Source organism: Candidatus Dependentiae bacterium (genome assembly GCA_018266175.1).
GTDB lineage: Bacteria > Babelota > Babeliae > Babelales > RVW-14 > JAFEAY01.
Window position 1 is genome coordinate 1 of record JAFEAY010000025.1, and the last position, 23,724, is coordinate 23,724.

The 23,724-nt window shown below is 34.6% G+C and carries 8 protein-coding genes; 3 read left to right on the top strand and 5 right to left on the bottom strand.

The window, feature by feature from the left end; genetic code table 11:
- Positions 1 to 239 precede the first annotated feature (239 nt).
- The 5 genes from JST56_05820 to JST56_05840 all read right to left on the bottom strand — a co-directional run bounded on the left by JST56_05820 (position 240) and on the right by JST56_05840 (position 5,158).
- Positions 240 to 950: an HAD-IA family hydrolase gene (locus tag JST56_05820; protein ID MBS1988477.1), complete on the bottom strand. Its 711-nt coding sequence runs from the start codon at positions 948 to 950 to the stop codon at positions 240 to 242.
- Positions 951 to 985: 35 nt separating this feature from the next.
- Positions 986 to 1,168 (bottom strand): hypothetical protein, encoded by a 183-nt coding sequence (locus JST56_05825; protein ID MBS1988478.1) that lies wholly within the window; start codon positions 1,166 to 1,168, stop codon positions 986 to 988.
- Positions 1,169 to 1,355: 187 nt separating this feature from the next.
- The gene (locus tag JST56_05830; protein MBS1988479.1) at positions 1,356 to 1,820 is read right to left on the bottom strand and encodes a GNAT family N-acetyltransferase; all 465 of its coding nucleotides are present in this window, start codon (positions 1,818 to 1,820) and stop codon (positions 1,356 to 1,358) included.
- A 64-nt stretch (positions 1,821 to 1,884) separates the two neighbouring features.
- A complete protein-coding gene (locus JST56_05835) occupies positions 1,885 to 2,151 on the bottom strand; it encodes a hypothetical protein (GenBank protein MBS1988480.1) in 267 nt (88 codons plus the stop codon).
- A gap of 1,027 nt (positions 2,152 to 3,178) precedes the next feature.
- Positions 3,179 to 5,158 carry a hypothetical protein gene (locus JST56_05840; GenBank protein MBS1988481.1) on the bottom strand — a complete coding sequence of 660 codons (1,980 nt, stop codon included), beginning with the start codon at positions 5,156 to 5,158 and terminating at the stop codon, positions 3,179 to 3,181.
- Positions 5,159 to 5,613: 455 nt separating this feature from the next.
- Here JST56_05840 and JST56_05845 point away from each other — a divergent pair, with 455 nt between their 5' ends.
- The 3 genes from JST56_05845 to JST56_05855 all read left to right on the top strand — a co-directional run bounded on the left by JST56_05845 (position 5,614) and on the right by JST56_05855 (position 23,685).
- Positions 5,614 to 11,241, top strand: coding sequence for a ubiquitin carboxyl-terminal hydrolase (locus JST56_05845; protein ID MBS1988482.1), 5,628 nt, complete (start codon positions 5,614 to 5,616; stop codon positions 11,239 to 11,241).
- 264 nt (positions 11,242 to 11,505) lie between these two features.
- The gene (locus tag JST56_05850) at positions 11,506 to 12,276 is read left to right on the top strand and encodes a hypothetical protein (protein ID MBS1988483.1); all 771 of its coding nucleotides are present in this window, start codon (positions 11,506 to 11,508) and stop codon (positions 12,274 to 12,276) included.
- A gap of 156 nt (positions 12,277 to 12,432) precedes the next feature.
- Positions 12,433 to 23,685 (top strand): hypothetical protein, encoded by an 11,253-nt coding sequence (locus JST56_05855; GenBank protein ID MBS1988484.1) that lies wholly within the window; start codon positions 12,433 to 12,435, stop codon positions 23,683 to 23,685.
- The last annotated feature ends 39 nt before the right edge of the window (positions 23,686 to 23,724 follow it).

A 23,724-nucleotide genomic window follows, 5' to 3' on the forward strand; every position in this document is an offset into this window, starting at 1 on the left:
AAAAAATCATAAACTTCACAAAAAATTTTTGTTAACATCATTACGCTTCCCTTTCTTGTTTGAGGTTGTGATTATCCTCTAGGGAAGCATATTTTTTTTGTTTTTCAAATTATCGAGTTCGCGTTAATTATAGAGTTTTTCTGAAATAGACTTTCGCCATGGGACCTTCGTTTTGATAGCCAAGGCTCTTATAAAATTCATGCGATCCGTCTTGAGCACGCCTAAGGCCAGAGTTCAGATCAATAATTACAGGGCTGAATTTTTTGGCTATATCTTCCATTTCCAGTTATAAAGTTGGTAATGAAACTCAAAACCTCATGCTCATAATGAGCAACAGGAACTCCTTGGTCCAGAATGCGCTTTTTGTACCAATCAAACTGAGCATGACTACCTCCTAAAAAGCCAATGACTGGTATTGCCGCTGCGCGTGCAGCATGAATACCGGCAATACTATCTTCAATGACAAGGCAATCTTCAGGCTTGTAACCCATCTGTTCTGCTGCAAATAAAAAGAGATCGGGCGCTGGTTTGCCATGCTTCACTTGCGCCGATGTAAAAATATGCTCATCTGGAAAAAAATGATTCTGAGCTGTTACGCGCAAAGACAGTGCTATGCGTTCTTTGGGGCTGCTGCTAGCAACACATTTGGCACTACTTTTGAGAAGATCATGAGATAAAACCGAAAGCATCAATGGTTGCAACTCTTTTTCAAGCGCTGAAACAATCGCCTCACCAGTTAATTTTGATAAACATTCAGGCAATTCGATACCCGATTCTTTTAAAATATATTCACGAACACTCTTACTGTTCATGCCCGTAAATTTTTTGATGCTCTCTTCTGTTGAAATAGCATAACCAAATTGTGTCATCATGTGTGCATCAATACGGTTTGCAATGATCTCGCTATCAACTAAAACACCATCGCAATCAAAAATAATTAATTTGTTCACCTCAGGTATTCCTCACAATTCTACTCATACACTTTTTAAAGTAATTTTAAATATGGTTCAAAGCGATAAAGCTTGTTCCTTTTTTGTTCTTTGTTTTCAAAAACTATGCCCACATCAATAAATTGCTTAATGATATTGTTTGCAGTGTTATAAGTTTTATCAATACTATCACTCACTTCATTAATTTCTATAATTGGCTTGTGAAATAAGACATTCAAACCGCCTCAGCCGTCTCCTTATTTCATTTAACTGCCTAAAACTGAAACAATCTTCTTCATAAAGCATCCTTATTTCATTTTTACGCACAAGAATGAAATAGTGCGTGAGCTTATTTTCGTTCACGCAAATAAGAATTGTTGCTATTATCGATTTTTGACTTTTTCGAAAATAAGAAGCTGAAAACTGTCATTTAAACTCCATGACAATCACAGGATGCCTCTCATACTGATCTTCTCCAATTTTGCGCCAACCCTGCTTGTGGTAATAATTGATAAGCGACTCTTCAAACACGAAAAGATACAAGTTTTCAAAACCCATTGAGTGAACTCTTTCTGTTGCAGCTCGTATAAGCTGCTTTCCAATGCCACGATTTTGATACGCTGGAACAACACATAGATCGCCTAACCATGGCAGCAAGTCTGGACGAATACCATCGTTTATTTGTAAGGAGCACATGCCAACAGGCTTGTCACCATCCAACGCAATCAAAGCAAGTGGCAACACGTCATCATTGAGCCATTCATTGAGCCACCCTTCAATTTCTGTAGTTGATACATGCGGCATCCAGGTGCTCCCAAGGACCTCAAGCCATATTTTTGCAAGTTCTGAAATTGCTTCTGGGTGGTTATTGAGTAGGTCGATTGTAATCATAAAAATTTCTTCATACAGTTTTCTTCAATTATTAATTTGAATAATCACAAGTTTCTTTTGTGCCTTAATTAAGATCAACATGAGTAGATTTTTGATACTTTTGCCAGCAACTAACTACTCTGCCCACAAGCACACCAGCAATTATAATTGCTGCAAACTCAGGCACAAGTAAAATCCAACTTCCCGCAAGCTCTGGCACAAGAGCATTGGTAACTCCAAGAAAATATTTAATTGAGAAAAGCAACATTAATAGAATTAGCGTTATCCAGCTGCCGGGTAACTCAACCTGTTTTTTAAGTTTATCAAACCGCATCGTAGTTTTATGCATCATTAAATATCCTGCATATATTCCAAGAAGCATGCTGGATAAAGCTATACTCAATATAAAAAAGTTTGCACCATAACGCGTTATAATAGAATAGAATGACCATGTAGAAAAAATAGCGGGTGCGATTAAAAGAACCTTTAACGGTATGACATTTTTCTTACGCGCTTTAATGCCAATGAAAATAACATAAGCCAACAATGGCCAAACATACAATGGCGTTCCAGTTATAATTCTTATTTTTTGAGTAATTCTAAAATTTTAATTCTTGTAAATATACCGATTAAATTTGATAGACTCAATAAAGCTATAAGTACAAGCTTTTTGGCTAAAACATAGAGGACGTTTTTACATGAAGAATATAAATTTTAAAACAACTCTATTTCTATTTTTTTTCGTTCACAACTCGATTTTTTTTCTTCTTACCGGGATGCAACAAGAGATAACTATCCCTTTTAGAGACTTTAATACGTTTAAGTTTTGGAGTGAAACAGAAAAAAGATATAAATTTAATTGCCCTATTTTTAACTGTAGAAATAATAACAATAAAGGGTTTTCAAAATTATTTAAATTAGAAAACCACGTGCTGTGCCAACATCATATTTGCCCGTGCTGTGATAATATAGATACATGGGAATCGGTGGATGATTTATTAGTTCACTTTATTGAATGGCACCGATCTAGGAACAAAAGTCACCAAGGCAAGTCAAGAAATTGTTTTGTATGTGAACTGTGTAATGAATATATCACACTATTTCCTGACCATTTAAATCGCCATAAAGAAACCTGTCAAACCCCACGAAAAAATAAAAATCGAAAAGTCCTGAGGTCCCCTTCAGTTTTAACAACTCAAAATTTCATCTGTAAATGCTCTCCAGAGTACTTTCTCCCTAATCTTTTTTATTATGATTAATGGTTGAAGAGAACTTGGCCGCTTGCGACCGAGTTCTCTTCTGGTAAATAACCTAAGGAAAAAAAGTATTGGCTCTAAAAGGGCTTGACGTCCTCTTGAAATTTTAGATCACAACGAAGGTTAATTATCTAAAATTTCAAAATGAGATGAGTCAAGTGGCTGACTTTGTGTTTCATATTCTTGATATCCCTCACTCTGAAAACAAAGCTTACTCCATAAAGTAGCCATTAGATCTTTCCCTGACTTATTAATAACCGCTTTTTGAGAAAGAAAATGAAGAATCTTGTTGAAGCGAAGTAAAAATTCTTTATTTTTTATTTTTTCATTTATCTGGGAATTAGGATTGAGAAGTGCCAAAGGAGTCAAGCCTGTATTAGTTTCAATGTTAGGATTAGCGCCATTAATGATAAGCTTATAATAAAGCTTATCCCAATCCTTAAGAGAGCTTAAATATGGCATATGTAAAGCCATCATATGAAATAAGGTATAACCAAAACTATCCTGCTTATTGATATCTGATAAATCTATAATTAGATCAATAATTTCAAATAGATCACTTCTCCAAAAACGATCTTTCTGCAAAAATATCTCGCTATGAAAAAAGCTCCCATCTTGTTTTTGGACCCTTGGTGTAAATTTTCCAGATTTCAATAGGACCTTAAGCATAGAAATTCTACGATCATGAAGCATTTCAAATGCTAGTTTCATTTCAATCTGCTCTACAGGTCTTGAGATATTGTCAAAATCAATTCCATCATCACAATGTTTTAGGATGTATTCAAGACAAGTAGATGAATTTGTCTCAATTGCTTGATAAATTAAATTGACATTTTTCAATTGAATATTTTCCTTACGCATTCTTTCTAAAATGCATAAAAGTGCCTTTGCCGAAGCATGATACGATAAATAGAAATCTCCGCTACATTTCCAAGCTGTGAGTATTGATGAAATAAGATTTTCGGCAAGAACAGAATTCATTTCAACTTTATCAAACATTTTCAAGAATACCCGATCAAGTTCAGAGCTCGATTTCATAAAACATTGAATGGCAAGAATAATAGGAACTTCTCCCCCCACCTGCATATTACAATCAACACCCGCATCAACTAACATTAACACATCAGTTGCATTACTTAGCTTTAAAGCAGCTATAAGCGGCGTTACGGGCATTTTTTCATCTATTGCTATGTTTGCGCGACATTCATCATTATGAATAGATCCAAAAAATGAGCGATACCGGTCAATGTCTGAACGAATACGTTGTTTTTCATCTTCAGCTAACCTCCCCCAAAGTTTTTTGCTTAATGGTGACTGCTTTTCATAGACAGCTGGACTCAATTCAAAGCATGATTTTTTCACAATAGGAATATGTTTTTCAGCATTATCACTGGCATCTGTTGTATTGCTGACCTCAATAAAGCTAGAACTTCTTTTTCTCTTTTTAGAGTTCTTAACACACTTAATATCTTTTCCTAAGGCATTGTTGCTTTTATTCTGAAATAATAATTCAGGGCTGACATATTGTTCATTTCCAGAATCTTCAATTCGTATTTTTTTCAATTGAGGCTCTACATCTAATACAAAATGGCTCTGGGATAAAGCGTCGTTTTGAGGTAACAATCCAGCTATCTTTCTCTTGATAGGAGCAGAAGCACTCGATAAGTTATTGTTGTTATTTTTGTTATTGCTATTCCGGGCACTAGCCACCTTGGCAGTTAATGCTTTGATAGTAGTTTTAAAATAATTTATGACCGTTACGCGACCACTTTGCTTTTCAAGAAAAGAACTTTGCATATCATTTAAACTATCTATGACATATGCAATCAGTTCTCTGGTTGTGTCATCTAACGTCAGCGCAAGTAAATGATCCTTTAACTCTCTGACCTGGGGAAGTATCTTTGGTCCATTTTTTTTATTTTCAGAAACTTCAGCTAAAATTTTAGTCAATTTTGTATTTACGTAGTCATACTCCACGCTATTTTCATTGTGACTCAAATTCGATGTAGCTTGATTTTCCTGCGGTAACATTGCAGAAACGTTTAATGACAATGCTGTCGTTATAAAAAGTAACCCTAGCAGTAAATGTCGTTTATTCATCATAATAGTCTCCTTGTAACAGATTTCCATAAGCACCGATTCTCACAAAAAATAAATACAGCTTGTGCAACAGATTGTAATTTAGAATTTAAATAATTTACAATATCTAATCATATTGTAGCATTTTTTCAGAAAAGAAAAAGTGGGCCTGAGTATGATTTTTCGAGAAACTTTTGAAGCTAAGGGTTGGGTAAGCATTTTTTAGCCTGCAGAGCTTGAGATTTTTGCTCCTGATGTGGGGATCTTGCATTTTTCTTACTATAAGAAATAAGTCGATATTTAAAGGTGAGAATATCAAATTAATCGCTTATTTGACAAAATTTATAAATATTCTATAATTCTATTTGAAATATAGCGCAAGTATTATATCTGATAATATACAAAACTCATACCCTGAATCTTGCCATATCTCTCAATTTTACTTATGGTAGCCATTTAAAATAAGGTTATTTAAGATTATGAAAAAATTATATTTTATTAAAAAAGTGCTCTTTTTAGGGATTCTTGTCCTTTTTGTTATGGATCACAATCTTTTAGGTATGAAACGCAAACAAGATGAAAACGATCAAAGACGTCCGAGGAAAAAAGTGCTTCTTTCGCAGGATAATATTAAATTATATTGTCCAATCTTAGGCTGCCCTTCAAGCGCTGCCAACCCCAAATACGCGGGCTTTAAAAGTATTGAAACTTTTAATGACCACATGCTTGTAAGTCACTTAACATGTCCCTGGAGCACTACAAATGAGTGCAGTAAAAAAAATGCTCATAATTCGCTGGGCGCTTTGTACCGCCATATAATTGAAGATCATCCTAAAAAGCCCTTCTTTAAATGTGAAGAGTGCCTAAATTACCTTTGTTTTTCTCAAAGACCATTTATAACTCATCAGAGAAAATGTACTAAATTACCATCTTCAGTAAAAAACTCTGACATTATTTTTAATACAGGTTTTTATTGTCATGTTCAAAATTGTATTGAAAGTGCTAACCGTAAATACGCATTGGGCTTTGCAGGAAAAAGCTCACTTGATAATCATTTATTACACACACACAACCTTTGCCCGTGGAGTGAAATGTGTGGAGAAAAAGGACATTTTAAAAAAATAAATGATTTATACGAGCACATAAAATCAAAACATTCATCTGAAGCTTTTGTTACATGTGATACATGTAACTTTTTTTTATCCTGTACAAAGCAAGGATATACTTCTCATAAAGCCGCGTGTAAAACAATAGATAATATCAATTCTAAAATAGATGCTCCCAAACCATTGAATGTGATTGTTATAGATGATGAGCCGGAAGTTACTTCCCCCAAGTCATCAGCTATAACACCAAACTCAGCACTCGGAGAAAGCGAACCTCAAGCCAATTCTCCCAAATCACCATTGAATGTGATTGTTATAGATGCTGAGGCGGAAGTTGCTTCTCCCAAGTCATCAGCTATAACACCAGACTCAACACTCGGAGAAATCGAACTTCAAGCCATTTCTCCCAAATCACCATTGGATACAATATCTAGAGAAAATAATTTTTCTGCTATTATGATGCCGTCATTGAATGGCTTAAATTTAGATAATAATTATATCGTAAATTCTATTAATTTGGTTGTTAAGAATATTAATACCTACTTAGCACAATCTATGTCGGAGCTCATTAAGAATTTTTCTTCAAATAACCTGGAACCTCTTTCTTCCAATCTTATTGGTGAAAAAAGAGTTTCGTCTCCTCATCCAATTCCAACTTCTGACAAGGCTATAGATCAAACATTGGTTGAAAACAATTCTGATATTATCGATGCAACAATAGAAGAAGAAGAAACCATAGACACAATTGAACATGAGCTACCAGAAAATTCTTTTTCACCAATAACAAATAACAACTATGATGAACATATTTCTAATTCATTTTCGCATATTCTGGACATATGTGATGATAGTTATAGTCCATTCACTCAAAGCAACGACAACGAAATAAATCTACTCATGTTTCCCGAAGTAGGAAACAAAATTAATTCCACCAAAGACATGGAATTAAATTCTACGCTTAGTAAAGCAACTGATCTTGATGCAGGTCTTGCAGATCTTAATGACGAATTTCTTAGAGATATAATAGCTAATCTTACTGAAAATGAATTTTTTAATGATAATAACAGCAATCTATTTTCACCAATTACCAGCTCTCCACAAAAATCAAACTATGTCGGGATTGTTAATGAAAATGGAACAGACTGCTTTATGAATGCATCGTTACAAATATTAGCACACATACCTGAATTCACTAAAACACTCAAAAGCTCGAATCCATTTACAAAAACATTATCTGAATTTTTCAACAAAACAAATACTGAACAAAACCCAATAAAAGGAGCTGCTGAACTGCGTAATTTTATTGCCCACAATGGCAATGGATTAAATAATATTGAGTCAGGCACTCATGACGCTCAAGAATTTCTTTGTAAGCTCATTAATCACCTCAATGATGAAAATCCAGAAATACAAAATATTTTTCAAGTTCAATTACAATCAGATTGTCATTGCCAGCAGACCGGCTGTCCGTTGCAATTAATCGACTCTTCATGGATCATTCCGCTTCATCTTTCAAACCAACTCGCGCCACTTTCTACTCAATTCCTGGTCAATAACTTCTTCAAAAAAGAACTCATAAACGATTATCAGTGCGAAAATTGTGGTAAAAAAGGACTTTATCGTACAATTAAACCACAAAAATTACCTGCAATAATAACTACTTACTTTAAGCGATTTGTCTATGTAGAGGGGGTTGAAAGAATTAATACTCCAGTTAACGTTGAAGAGTATTTATTCATTGACAATAAAAAATATGAATTAATCGGCTTAATTTTACATCACAATACATCGGATGGTAAGGATGGTCATTACACGGCACAAATTAAAGATAGCGTAAGTAAAGAGTGGTACCACTGCAACGACTCGATTGTTGAAAAAATTTCAGGTAACGAGGTTATTGGAAAATCGTCGGAAGTTTATCTTTGTTTCTACAGATTAGCAGATGAAGACAACGAGCAAAGAAATGAGATGACAATAACAAATTTTGATACTAATGATACTAATAAATACGTTCAAAATAAAACATTATTGTACTGTAAAGACTGGTGTAACAGTTTTTGCAATAAATCTTTTTCCAACATAAAATTTTTATATTCTCATATTGCACGCAAACATAAATGTTGTCCTTTGGCAAAAGAATCATGCAATCATAAAGATAAATTTAGCAACCCTAACGAACTTCACAATCACTGGAATAGTCAACATCCCAATTGCATTGAAAGCTTCTATTGCGAAGCTTGTGATTATTTAATATTCAATTCTGAACTTTTTAAAAATCACAAAAATACAAGATTGTGCAAAGAGAGAACTCTTCATGCAAGCATTCTCGAACATTTTAATCAACAACAAAGACTCTGCCACGATCAAGATATGATTAATTTCGAGCAACCGCACATTAACAATAATCAAGCGTTTGAAATTGAACCCACCAGATTACCTGAAACAGATAGTGAAAACATTTGGCTTGATCAGAATACTATCAACAATCAAAGCCCTTTTGTTTCTTTAGTAAACTCTTTATTTAACTCTCCAACTGATGTTTCAAATCAAAACAGCAACCTTGTAGAAGCTGGTACTGATACTGAGATCATCACCAACGATCATGCAAAAAATAATGCTCGCAGAAAAAATAGAAAATTATTGTACTGTAAAGACCGGTGCAACAGTTATTGTTATAAAGCTTATAGTCGTACTTCAAACTTATATGATCATATTATAAATATTCATAAGGCTTGTCCTTTAGCAAAAAAATCACATAAAGAAATATGCAATAAAACAACGCCTTTTAAAAGCCTTAAAGAAATTCACGAACATTTAAAGAAAAAACATCCAAATTGCCGTAAAAATTTCTATTGCGAAGCTTGTGATTTTTTAACTTTTAATATCTCAAATTTTAAAAATCATAAAAAAACAACGTTCTGCAAAGCGATTAATCCTGTTGCAAGCTCTCTTCATACTTCCGAGCATTTTGATCAGCAACAAGTACTCTGCTACGATCAAGATATGATTAATTTCGAGCAATCGCACATTAATAATAATCAAGCGGTTGAAATTGAACCTACCAGATTACCTGAGACAGATAGTGAAAACGCTATTCTTGATCAGGATACTATCAACAATCAAAGCCCTTTTATTTCTTTAGTAAACTCTTTATTTAACTCTCCAACTGATGTTTCAAATCAAAACAGCAATTTCGTAGAAGTTAATACTGATACTGATACTCAGGTAATTACAAACAATCATGAACAAAATAATATTCGCAAGATAAATAAAAAATTATTCTACTGTAAGGACTGGTGCAATAGTAATTGCAATAAAGCTTTTTCCACATGTAATGGATTATATTCTCATATTGTATGCGAATATCAATATTGTCCTTTGGCAAAAAAATCATGTAATCATAGAGATAAATTTGCAAACCTTAACGAACTCCACAATCACTGGAAGAATCAACATCCGAATCACATTAAAAGCTTTTATTGCGAAGCTTGTGATTTTTTAACATTCGTTTCTGCAAATTTTAAAAATCACAAAAATACAAAGTTCTGCAAAGCGATTAATCCTATTCCAAGCGTTCCCGAACATTGTGATCAGCAAGAAGTACTCTGCCTGGATCAAGATATGATTAATTTGGAGCACCCACACATTAACAATAATCAAGCGTTTGAAATTGAACCTACCAGATTACCTGAGAGAGATAGTGAAAACATTTTGCTTAACCAGGATACAATCAACAATCAAAGTTCTTCTGTTTCTTTAGAAAACTCTTCTGTCAACGATTTAATTGATCTTGCAAATCAAGCCGGCAATCTTGTAGAAGATGATATTGAAATTGAACCTACCAGGTTACCTGAGACAGATAGTGAAAACGTTATGCTTGATCAGAATACTATTAACAATCAAAGCTCTTTTGTTTCTTTAGAAAACTCTTCTGTCAACGCTTTAATTGATCTTGCAAATCAAGCGAACAATCTTGTAGAAGATGATATTGATGCTGATACTGATACTGAGGTAATTAGAAACGATCATGAACAAAATAATACTCACAGAGAAAATAAAAAATTATTCTACTGTAAAGACCGGTGCAACAGTAATTGCAATAAAACTTATCATCGTATTTCAAACTTATATGATCATATTGTAAATATTCATAAGGTTTGTCCTTGGGCAATAAAATCACAGAATGAAATATGTAATAAAACAACGCAATTTGAAAGCCTTAAAAAAATTCATGAACACTTAAATAAAAAACATCCAAATTGCAGGAAAAGTTTGTATTGCGAAGCTTGTGATTTTTTAACATTTCTTTCTACAAATTTTAAAAATCACAAAAATACAAAGTTATGCAAAACGAACACTCGTATTGCAGGTTCTCTTCATACTTCCGAACATTTTGATCAACAACATGGACCCTGGCAAGATATTGAACCTAGGGCATTACCTGAGACAAATAGTGAAAACATTTTGCTTGATCAGAATACGATCAACAATCAAAGCTCTTTTGTTTTTTTAGAAAACTCTTCTGTCAGCGCTTTAATTGATCTTGCAAGTCACGTAAACAATCTCGAAGATACTGATACTGATACAATTACAAACAATCATGAACAAAATAATACTCACAGGAAAAATAAAAAATTATTGTACTGTAAAGACTTCTGCAACAGTAATTGCAATAAAACTTACACCAAATTTCCACAGTTATATGATCATATTGTAAAAGAGCATCAACTTTGTCCTTGGACAAAAAAATCACATAAAGAAAAATGTAGTAAATCAACGCAATTTAAAAGCCTCAAAAAAATTCACGAACACTTAAATAAAAAACATCCTAATTGCAGAAAAAGTTTCTATTGCGAGGCTTGTAATTATTTAACATTTAATATCACAAATTTTAGATCCCACAAAAATACAGACATGTGCCTAGCAAAAACGCTTCTTTCAAGGGTTCATCGTTCTTCCGAATCTTTTGATCAGCAACAAGGACTCCCTGGGAATCAATAAATTGAGTAATCCTGAAATCATAATTGCCTCAAGTTCTGGAATAAGAAGCATCATGCTTCCAATAAGCTTTGGGGCAATGGCATTGACAACTACAAGAAAATATTTAATCGCGAAAAGAATCATCAATAACATAAGAGTTGCCCAACTACCGGATAGCTCAACACACTTCAGTAAAATTAATTTTTGACAAATAAATATGCAGCGCATAGTCTAATGGCCATTCTTAAAATTTTTAATGAAAAGCAACTATAGAGGAGACTTTGAATGACCATCTTTCACAAACTATTTCTTATTTTTTTCGCACTGATTACGGCTCATTTCAACAACACGCACGCAGCCGTCATTGAGATGACACTTCATGATATACAGATTCAGCAGTTTCTTGCTCAAAACGGATTCAATTTTAATCAAGACTACCGTTATCTTGTTTTTAATAGGTACGATAACAGGGAAGGTCGAACTGTTTTAATCTTCAAAATAAAAGAGCTCTTTAAAAAACATGATCTCAATTACTCAGTGAACTTCCCTCAGTCTCATGAGGAGCTCAGAGATATCTTACATAACAAATTTGGTATTCCTGAACTTACTAACCATGAGAGTAACGACAAAAACGAAAAATACTTTAATAACCAACTCATCAAAAATACCGCTTACTCAAAAAGCTTCGGCTGCACTCGGACCAATGCTGGCCTTGACCTGAGTACATTAAATCTCAAGGTTTTCTCCAAGGCAATTGGCAACGCTCTTTGCTCTTACCTTCTTGAACCAACAAGCGTACTCCACAGCTCTATTCGCTTGTACATCAAAATTTTCATTGATACCAAGCTCAATAACGTAACAGTCTTAGCTGCACCAAAGCAATCGCCTCAAGGCTTCACCTCACTCTATACAAAAGAAGATATTCAAAAATGGTTTATTGTTAATCCCAAAATTCAAAAGCTTGGGGAAGAAGTTCAAGCCTGTATTGCTCATGATAATAATCAGATTGGCCTACAATTTACCCCAAATTTCATACGTCCCGCCAGCTCCTCATAAGGAGCTATACACTTCCACCCCTGTAACATATCCATTTTCTCATATACACTACTCCCCTGACCCCTTTTGACTAATATTTTCAGTTTGATAATATAATATGAATAGATAAGAACTTTTAACGACCGGGCACCCGCAGGACAGGGGAGGTTATGAACCATGGATAATTCACGATATCACGCAAAGTTACTCTTTTTTCTGATTGCACAGATCTGCTTATCGATGCCCCTTTTGGGTGTCCAAGAGAAGTCTCTTAATACTCAGAATGAAAACGAAGCATCTCAAATACAAGACGCTTCTGATGAAGAAAATGACATTCAAAAAAATGCTGGAAAATTTAATTGCACCTATAAAGAATGTAATAACAATAAGGGTTTAGGATATACAAGTAGACCTGCTCTTGATAATCATAAATTAACTATCCATGCAGCATGCCCATGGTGTAATAAAAAGGAAAAGTTCGAGTCACTCTTAGAGCTTTATGAACATGCTAAAAAAGAACATCCACAAAAACCGTGCAATTACTGCGAACTCTGTAAAAATTTCATTACTAACCACGAAAACGGTTATACCAAGCATCAAAAATATTGCCAAACAAATTTAAAAAAGTTAAGCAAAAAAAAGTCATCTACTTCAGACTTTAATTGTTTTATAAAATCATGTAAAAATAACCTTGGAAAAGGCTTTAAAGATCAATCTTCTCTTAATGGGCATACATTAAGAATACATTCAGCTTGCCCGTGGTGTGATGAGCAACAAAAATCTGATTCCGTTTACCAACTCTATGAGCATATTGAAAAAAAACACTCCAATGAAGACTGTTATTTTTGTAAAATATGTAAAATTTTTATTACAAATGCCCGGGGCGATTATAAGACCCACAAAGCTTATTGCAAAGAAAATCCTAAAAAAGCACCTTTAAACCTGCTCTGTTCTATAAAAAATTGTAAAAAAAATAAAGGAAAAGCTTTTAATGATAAGCGTGATCTTGATAGCCATGTCCTCAAAACTCATAAAATTTGTCCGTGGTGCAAAGATGAAAAAATTTACCCATCCACAGAATTATTACATAAACACACGCTCGAGAAACACAATGATGCCGCTTGTCATTTGTGCGAACTATGTAAAAAATATATAACAACTTCAAAGGCTCATCATAATCGGCATAAAGCTTCATGTAAAAAAAAGTTGGTTCCGACCAATAACCCAACCCTGAATAATGTAAAGAGTGATAACAATGATTCAAATTTAAATAAGAAACAATTATCAAAAAATAAACGGTCTCCTGAAGCAAAAAAAGATTCCCCCAAATCTTTGCCAAAAAAATCTGCCAATAAACATGATAAAATTAGGGTTTTTAAAACAAAGCCTGCACTTGATAATCACTTATTAAAAGTTCATATTTCTTGTCCATTGTGCACAACCAAATCAAGCTATGAATCACATCAAGAGCTCTGCGACCACGTTATCGCAGAGCATATAGGGCAGTCTTTTTATTACTGTAAATTCTGTGAGAAATTTACGACGACCGATTCTCGCCTTTACGATAAACATCAACGCCGCTGTAACCCTGACAAAAATTCTGAGCAAGAAGAAAATAAAGGTCACTTTAATTGCCCTTTAACAGATTGCGATAACAACAACAAAAAAGGATTTGATAACCGAAATAGCTTTGATAATCATATGGTATTCGAACATAAAATTTGTCACCTATGCGAGGGTAAGAAAAAGGTAACGAAGTTTAAAACTACGCTTAATCTCCTAAATCATATTCAAAAAAAGCACCCTGAAATCAAATACTATTACTGTGATACATGCAAAACATTCATAACGCGCTTTTATTCTGGCTATCGAACACATGCATTAGAGTGTTTGAAAAGCAAAGAACCACCTCTCCTGCTTCATTGTCCTATCGAAGATTGTGATAATAATTTAGGCAAAGGCTTTCTCACAGAGGCTTCACTCAATAATCACTTATTGAGCAGGCATAAGCTCTGTTCTTGGTGCAATGATAAAAAGCAATTCGAAACTTCTGCAAAGCTTTATGATCATATAATAACAGCACATCAACATGTACATTGTTATTATTGTAGTATCTGCCAAACCACAGAGCTCACTGATGCTGAATTACACAAGATTCACTGTAATATTCCAGCCTTCAAAAAAATACCTACTGCTCCTGAAAATCAAGTTACTCAGAGCACTGAATCGTCTACACTCGATACAATAGATGACAGCCAACAAGACTGTACTTTCTTAAAAACGCAAAGCTCTAATCATCAAGACTCATCTGAAATATTTGAATGTCCATGGTGCACCTTGACGCCCTTTGATGTTCAAGAAAAATTTTTAGAGCATATTCGCATAAACCATCCAGGTAGCCAGCTGTACTACTGCCAAGATTGTGAATGTGCAGTTACTTCTTTTGATGAATACCTTAAGCGCCATGATTACAACCCTGACGCTTTACCAACCACTCTCAGTACGATGAAATGCTCAGCTGAGTATAAGCCTGATCAAAAATCCAGAAATAAAATTCAAGATAAGCTTGAAAATAAAACATGTCATTTTTGTAACAAAGTATTCCTTCATAAAGAAGAGCTTGTAGCTCATTATTGGAATTTTCATGATAAAACATGGGTACACACCTGTACCTGTAAATTTTTAACACTCGAAGCAACAATCTTTCATAAACATAAACAAGGTGGTTGCAAACCATGGACATTTAATAAACCCAAAAGTTTAAAACCCAAGACGACTCCAAAAAAAATAAAGCCTATCGGGATAAACCAAGAACCTGCCTCCAATAAAAAGCTTATGCAAAAATTTTCTCTTGATAATAATAATGAGAAAAAAAATAAGGCTATTTCCTCGTCACAAGATAATGATAAAACTAAATCAGGACGCTATTATTCATGTGATTGGTGCGAAGAATACACAACAAGTGATTTTATAAAATATGAAAAACATATAAAAAAATGTTCTCACGATGACATAGTTTTTTCATTAAATGATGCAACTAAAAAAAGAAACCGTCGAAATAAAAATCAATCATTAAACCATCATAAAAAAAGAAAAATATCAATCGATAAACCTGAAAAACTGGATACTCAAAACAAAGAAGAAGATTTTATACCTGAGAAAATTGCTATTTTACATGATGAGGTCGCTCACGTTAAATCTGTAGATCATGAAGCAATTGCAGAAAAAAATAATACTACGCAAGATCACGAAAATCTTGAGCCATTAGATACGAAAATGGTAACATTACTTCCTAAGATACTTCCTCATCAAGGTATAAAAAATGAAAGCGGCAGCGATTGTTTTATTAATGCTTCGCTCCAAATACTGGGCAATATTCCTGAATTTGAAAAAGCTTTAAGCCAAAAGAGCTATCCTGAAAACTCTATCCCTGGAAAGTTAATCACGTTTTTAAATAGTCTTCGGACAGAAGAAAATACTCTTTCTGGGTCAAACGATTTACGTAAATATATTGTTGAAAATACAGATCTGGAAGATCTTAAAAATATGGGTAATGGGCAGCATGATGCCCAAGAGTTTCTTTCTATACTCCTATCACTCTTTAAAGATGAACTCAAATCTGTTTTTGAAATGGAACATGAGTCCACTCTGAGCTGTAACACTGGATGCTACAATAACCAAACTGTTGATCCAAGCTGGCTTTTAAGCCTAGAAATTCCCCCTCAACGTAAAGATTGCTCTCTAGAACTTAACGTATTAATTAAAAACTTTTTTGGTAAGACTGAAACAATTAATGATTTTTCGTGTATATCATGCCACCAAAGAGGTGCACAACGAACCATTACGCCTGCAAAATTCCCTCCAGTGCTGGTGATAGCTCCAAAACGGTTTGAGTATGATCAACAAAAAAATACACCCACTCGTATGAATACTCCCATTTCTACTGAAGAAAAAATTTTTTTAACTGATAAAAATCAGACAGTTACCTACCAGCTTATTGGGGTAATAACACATACTGGAAATATTACTCGTGGACACTACATCGCTTGCGTTAAGGATAGCTGCAACAATACATGGTACGAATATAACGATTCTGTGCGAACAAAAATATCGATTGATACCGTCACTCAAGCATCCAAAAATCCTTATATTTATTTCTATCGATGTACCGACAAAAAAGACAAAACTGATCCTCAAAAGCCGCTCCCTATCACTTCTATAAACCCGGCTTATCCCGATATTCAAATGCAGGATGATGATTCGCTTCCAGAGACGGAAGTTACCTCATCTTTACCATATGCAAGTTTTTTTGATGAACCTGGAATGATCGACGAACAAAATAAAAAATTTGTAAATTATGCTCCTGATGAAGAAAATCAAAATTTAGAAGAACCCTCAAGCCAGAACTATAGATGTGGACAATATCCAACGTGTACGCGAATATTTAAAACTGCTTTAGAATTAGTTGAACATTATAAAGAAGCGCATTTGGATTATGATGAAGAAAGTGACAAAGAAGATACTCTTCATATAGAAAAACCTCAGAACAATCAGGTTACTCTTGATAAATGCTGTCTTGATTGTCCTATGCAATTTACTACCCAAAATGAACTTACTCACCATTATATAAGTGAACATGATAAATGGTTGCACGAGTGTACTTGTGGCTTTTTTGCCTTCAAAGGCGCTGACTTAATTTCTCACCAGCAAACAGATTGCCCTCTTGCTCATAATCGCGGTGATTCAGAGCTTTTGAAAAATCCAGAAAATTTGATAAATCCAGAGGTTTTGAATGAAGCTAAAAAAGAAGAACCCTCCAGTCAAAATACTGTTGATATCATAAACAAACCATCTTCGACCGAAGTGATTACTCAAGTCATTCAAGAGACAAATCAAGAGCCCAAAAATCAGTCTACTCCTCAAAAAAGAAAACGAAGCCCCAAGGCTCAATCATCAATATCTCTTAAAAAAAGAAAAATTTCACAAAAAAAATCCACTCCTGTGATTTCTACCAAACCAGCAGCCGGAGATCTTGCAATATTAGCAGATAGCATCCTCTTTGATGAGCTCAGAACCGTGGCCTTAGAACATGAAGCAGCTTGCAATAACGCAGATACATTACAGAAAACCGAACAAAATCTTTTGTCATTTGCTGATACGGTATTAGACATAGATGCATCGCAACAGGCCTCTAGTAATATTGTTTCTTTAATTGATGCTGCATCAGCAATAGAAAACACACCTCAGGAGTGCGTTCAGTTTATACAGGTAAAGGTACTTCGCCAGACGTCTTACAATAACTCAAGAAGAAAATTCGTTAATCCTCATAAACTTTTAAAAGACCAGGGTAATCTTTGCGGTCTATTTGCTCGGTTCAATGTAGAATCTTTGATGAAAAAACTTAATGACCAGACTTATGAGTCAATTGATTTAAGAAACAAAAATCTTCTTGATCATTTTACTCAAGAATTACGTAGAGTTCAAAATTTTAATATCTGGCTTAACAAGCATAATGATGTTTTAAGTACTATCAAAGCACACAATAAAAACAGCCTCGGGATGTTAAATAGTCTGCAACTTGAAAAAATCCCAGAATCTGAAAATTTTTTAATCATAGAATTTGACGAATTAAGAGATGATATAAAAATTTATCGCGAACATATGATTATTGAAGCAATTCATCGTTTTAGAGAAACACACAAACCTCAAGGTATTTTGATTAATATTAATCAACATTGGATTGCTCTTGTAATCAGCGAAAAACAAACATGGATAATGGATTCATTAGGAACTTGGCATTTGGATGATAAAGGCAATCTTAAAAATGAAAATATAGCCCTCATAGATCGACGCTTTAGATCTGACCATTTTCCTGCATGGCAAGACTACATGGATGTACGTTCTCAGTTTAAGAAAGCAAAAAATTTTACTGAGTTAACTCAAGCGTATGACCAAGCTGAACGCATTGGACTTACTCCCGCTGTAATTAAAAAACTCCTTGATAGTAATGGTTGGTGCCCCGCTACAAAACAGCATAGCCAAAAAGATACCCACAATGCTCACGTTATAAATTTAGATAATATTTTAGATGAGAATAGTTCACACTCTATGAATAGCAATCAGGAGTCTGGTAAAAAAAGAAAAGATAATCCTGTTGCTCAAGAGGCATCACAGAATAAAAAGCATAAACCAGATGAAGAGCTTGCACCCCAAGAAGTTATTGATAGTAGTCTTGATAGTAGTTTTGATAATGAGCCAGACTTATTTGAAAATCTCATTGCTGAAAAATTAAATGTCACCACTTCTGACAATTTAGAAACATTAATCCATGAATCAATGGTAATTTCTGCAGACACAGAGCTTTCTATAAATAAGCTAACAGGCAATTTTGGTGATAGCCAACCTCAACCTCCTGTCTCGCGTAATAATGAGACGGTAGAGTTACCCGCACAGGCAACTCCGCACGGTCCTGGTTTGGTAAATAATCAGCCTCACCAGGCTCCTTCCTATCCTATAAGCACTCAATCTGTAAGCAACCAGGTAGCAAAAAATCTATATTATCAGGCTTTATCAAATGTATTACCCCCTGCACCTCATAATAATCAACTTAATAATAATGGGATTAAAGGCTTGAAACCCATAGTTGAAAATATTCCAACCAACCTACATCTTGGGAGTACGCACAATAATACACAAACTTCGTTGGTAAGCTTAACTCCTAAATCAGGCCCCAACAAAGGAATTTTAAACAAAACGGGAGCAGATTCTTTCATAAATGCCACACTCCAGGTGCTTAATAACATCCCCGCATTAGAAAAAATTCTCACCCAAAAAGAATACGAAAAAAATAGTACAACAGGAATATTGATAGAATTTTTAAATAAGCTGCGAACTGAAAATAATCTGGCATCCGGATCTAGATTATTGTATAACCAGCTTCTAGTAGCCCCTCATCAAATAAGTAATTTGATGCCTACGTTACTGAACCTCATCTGCACAATCAATCATGATATTAACAATATTTTCTCTACAGGAATTATGAGGGGTCAGATATGCACCATGTGCGATAATAAAAATTTCCTGCCCAAAAACTCAGCTCTTATGACATCACTTCCTCTTGAGCTTCCTGATCAGATAAACAATACCAATATAACGTCACTTTTAAGACAAAACATGAATTTCTATACAAATAATTTTTCATGCTCTCAATGTAATCACACTCGTATCCATAATACTATGAAGATACAAAAATACCCAGAAATCCTCACGCTGACAACAAACAGATTCAAAAATATAAACAATAAAATACACCGAAATCTTACGATGATTTCTTGCACTGAAAAGATTACTTTTCAGAATAGAAACGGTAATTATAGCTATCAACTGATGGGAATAATATTAGAGTTGGGAACCTTTAACCAGAGAAGATATGTTTCTTTTGTTAAAGATAGTAACAATAACAAATGGTATCGATATAGCGATACACAAAGAAGAGAGCTTAGACCAGAAGAGTTAACCCAAGGACTCAAGAGTACCTCTATGCTTTTTTACCAACGAATTGATCAGCATGAAAAAGTAATAATCAGCAATCTTATCAATAATCAGATTACTCCAAATCAAGGTGCAAAAAACACAAATTCTATACAACAAAATTTATTACCAGCTCATAATCCTGTTGTTTCTACACTGAATAAACCAATGGTAAACCCGGGAAATAATTTTCCTCAAGCCATTGGAACTATGAATAGTCAAGTCCCTCAAGCTCAGCAATTTTTCGCGCAACAACAACAACAACAACAACAACAACAACAACAACAACAACAACAACAACAACCAACCAAAAGCGCTATTCAAATCCAGAAGCAATCACAACCTCAAGCTCCACATGCATCTACTTCTACCCATAATCTGAATAGCGAATCAGGATTTTTAGATAATCTGATTTCTGAGAATTTAGAAACATTAATCTCTAAATCAGGGGATGTTGCTATAAATGAGCAACCAATCTCTTCTGTGGATAATCTAAAACCCGAGGTTCATTTTTCTGGAACCACTCAAAATTCAAGCTCTACTCATGTTGCGAACAGCCCAGAAGAAGACCATCTTTATAATGAAATTCTAAATGATTATCTTGATGAACCATCTAAAATATTAGAGATTCAAAAACAAAATCAAGCCATTTTACCTGATAGCCAGGTAACCGCTCCCTCTCATACCCAGCTTCCTGAACCCCAACAAGCTGATCTAAATGAATTGCTCATGGCAGAAAATAATGATTTGAGCGATTTCCTTGCTGATTTAGACAGTTTTTGGGACGAGGTGGGAACAAGTGGTTACGAAAATTCAGAAACGTCATTAGTCAGCCTTGCTCCAAAGTCAGGCCCTAACGTAGGAATTTTAAATGAAACAGGAACAGACTCTTTCTCTAATGCCGTACTTCAAGTACTGAGCAATATTCCAGCACTTGAAAAAGTTCTCATGAAAAACACGTATGACAAAAACTATCCTACGGGTGCTTTAATCGAATTTTTTAATAGACTTCGTACACAAACAAACCCTGTGCCCGGGTCAACACGCTTGCGCACTTATTTTAGTAATCAAAATCAACCACACACAGGAACTTCTGAGCAGCAGAATACCTACAAACTTATGGCGACATTTCTTGATCAGCTCGATAACAGTATTAGTAAATTTTTTGATATGGCAATTACTAAAAATGAAGTATGTCATACTCAAAAACACCGATCATCAAAATCTGTCATACGACGCGGATACCCTCTTCCTCCTCTGCTTACTGGTGTAGATACAAAAGTTCACTCGCTTGCGAAGCATTACATGAATATTAATGTCAACGATTACCCCTGCAGCACATGCAACAATAAAGGGGTTAATCATTCTATCTTTATTAAGAAACTCCCTGAAATTATTGCCTTTACAACTCCAAGACTTGTTCGATATTCAGATAACAGAGCATTCCATAATAATACCATACTTTTCCCAGAAGATACTTTGTTAATGAGCGATACCTATGGGAATCATAGTTATCAACTGAGGGGGATTATTCTAAGACTTATTCGTCCTGAAAACAAAGAAGTATATATATCTCTTGTGAAAGATAGCTTAGATAATAAATGGTACGAGTATAACAATCACCAAGTACGAGAAATTCCTTATCAAGTAATAAAGAAAGGACTCAATTCTACTTTTATGCTTTTTTATGAACGAATAAATCAGCCTGTCGTAACGACGAATAGTCATGTTAATAACAGCCAAAGCATGCCAAATACAATCCCACAAGCCACACAGGTAAGACCATCGCATGTATCCAACCAGACACCTGCTAATGAAATTATAGATAATAATAGTGGGCTAAAAGATACTTCAGATCTTCTTAACGATAATTCAGAACAAACACAAGCAGAAACCTCAATCGAGATTATTGACGATAATCATGAAAATTTATCGCCTAACCTTGTACCTAAATCAGGTCCAAATACTGGAATTATTAATGAAAATGGAACCGATTGCTTTATGAGCTCAACACTCCAGCTGCTGAGTAATATCAAAGCTCTGGATATAGTCCTTACAAAAAATAAATATGATCGTAACTCTGCTACCTCTACACTCATATCATTTTTTAACAAGCTTCGAACAGAACAAAATCCTATTTCTGGATCAGCTCAATTGCGTGATGACCTTGTTAATTATATGAGCCGATATACGGGCCACAGAAACATGACTTCCGGACAACATGATGCGCACGAATTTATCACAACACTTCTTTCCACACTTGATGATGAAATTAAAAAAATTTTTAATATTGAACTTACCTATCAACAAACTTTTGCATCATGCAATCACACATCAACTATTTCTGCAACTGATGCTTCACTGCAACTTCATTTGCCCGATCAAGACAATACTATATGCTTATCTACTCTTTTAAAAAGCTTCCTTAATCAAAAAGAGTTTATCCCTGGTTATCGCTGTAACAAGTGCCAAAGACTTGGCGCTCATCGTAAAATCTCTATTAAAAAACTTCCTGAAGTGCTTATGATTTCGGCTAAACGATTTAAGCATGAGAATAATCAAACACAACGCATTGATACTCCTATTTTTGCTGAGCCAGAACTTATATTAACTGATGAAAATAGTAAGCACACTTATCAACTCATGGGAGTTACTTTACAAAGAGGAACGCTTCATGAAGGGCATTATACTTCTTATGTTAAAGATAGCGTTACGCAGACATGGTACTGTTATAATGATGAACTAAAAGCAAAACTTTCAATAGACCAGACAGGGAGCAAATCTGCTTATATTTTTTTCTATCAACGAATGGATACTCCTTCACAATCTCAAGAGAAAAATGCAAATCACCTTGCATCGAATGTATCAAATACAGCAACCATGGTCAGAAACCAGACTTACACTCAGCCTCTATTCAATAAGTCTTTACTGAGCACACATACAATACCAGGCACATCGCATGGAGCAGCAGAAAACTCAATTGAAGTTAATAATCCCCAAGAAAGCCTTTTACTCAACGCTACTCCTGGATCAAAACCTAATGTCGGAATTATCAATCAAAATGGAACAGATTGCTTTATGACTTCAACACTTCAAGTACTCAGTAACATTCCAGCACTTAAAAAAACTTTTTTAAAACATAGCTATGAAGAGGATTCTGTTACGGAAATGTTAAGTGTTTTTTTCAATAAGCTCCAAGCACAAACAACCCCATTCTCTGAATTCGAATTATTCCGGGATTACCTTGTCAAGAGCATACATGAGCCGCGGATGGCAACCGGTCAACATGACGCTCGCCATTTTATTGCCAAACTTCTTCACATCCTCGATCCTAAGATCAAGCAAAAATTTAATATTGAGCTGAGTATTGATCAAATATGTACATCCAAAAAGCATGAATCAACGTTATCCATTATTGAACGAGAACTGCCGCTTGATATACCTGATCAAAAAGAACCAGTAAGCATAGAAAATCTTTTGAATAATTTTCTTACTCAAACTCAAGAAGTTAATTATTATGGATGTAATGAATGTAATAATGCTCCTGGCCTTCGCCGTAAAATTTCAATTAAAAAACTTCCTAAAGTTCTTACGCTTTCAGTCAAAAGATTTAAACATGAAAATAATGTAGTAAACCGGAAGGACACTCCAGTCTCTGCTTCAAGAACAATCTCACTCACTGATGAGCATGGCGTGCACGCCTATCAGCTTGTCGGAATAATACTCCAAGCAGGACCGCTCTATAAAGGACACTATATGGCTTGCGTGAAAGATACTATGAGCTCAAGGTGGTATAAATATGAGAACGAAATGAGAACAACAGTCTCAATAACAGATATGCTGGCCACTTCAAGCAATCAGGTATACATGCTGTTCTACGAACGAGTCAACGAACTATAACGAACTATGATGAGAATTGGTCATGTAATAACCTGAATA